The 574-nt window shown below is 65.7% G+C and carries 1 protein-coding gene; it reads left to right on the top strand.

Annotated features, from left to right (window positions below):
- The first annotated feature begins 91 nt into the window (after positions 1–91).
- Positions 92–562, top strand: coding sequence for a helix-turn-helix domain-containing protein (locus ADK67_RS11015; protein ID WP_442974126.1), 471 nt, complete (start codon positions 92–94; stop codon positions 560–562).
- Positions 563–574 lie beyond the last annotated feature (12 nt).

Here is a 574-nt window from a genome sequence, read left to right as displayed (position 1 = left end):
CTAGTAGTGTGTCGCTGCTTAGTTCTGGCATATTTGGGTGGAAGAGTGGCGTCTGGCAGGTCCGTGCATCTGCCAGACGAGGATGGTTGTGGTGCCTTCGCGGAAGAAGCGTCCGGTCGTGTTGACCGAGTCGGATCGTGCCGAGTTGGTCCGGTTGACCAGGACGGGTGTGCACCCGGCTTCGATGATCATGCGTGCGCGGGTGTTGCTGGCGTTGGACACCTCGGCGGGTGAGGTTGACGCGAAGGAGGTGCTCGCGGCCCGGCTGGGGGTCTCGGGTGAGACGCTGCGGTTGGTCGCCAAGCGGTTCGCCGAGACCGGCGGCGATGTGCACGCCACGATCTCGCGCAAGCAGCGCGCTCTGCCGCCGGTGGCGTCGGTGGTGACCGGGGAGGTCGAGGCCCGGTTGATCGCGCTGGCCTGCTCGGCCCCTCCGCCGGGATACGGGCGGTGGTCGTTGCGGCTGCTGGAGAAGCACGTCGCGCTCATCGAGGACATCCCGGATCTGGACCACTCCACCATCGGGCGGGTGTTAAAAAAACGGAACTGCGTCCTCACCTGAGGAAGTGCTGGT

The organism is Saccharothrix sp. NRRL B-16348 (assembly GCF_001280085.1).
Taxonomy (GTDB): Bacteria; Actinomycetota; Actinomycetes; order Mycobacteriales; family Pseudonocardiaceae; genus Actinosynnema.
The sequence above is the reverse complement of the archived record's forward strand: the minus strand, read 5'-3'. Positions and strand labels throughout refer to the sequence as shown.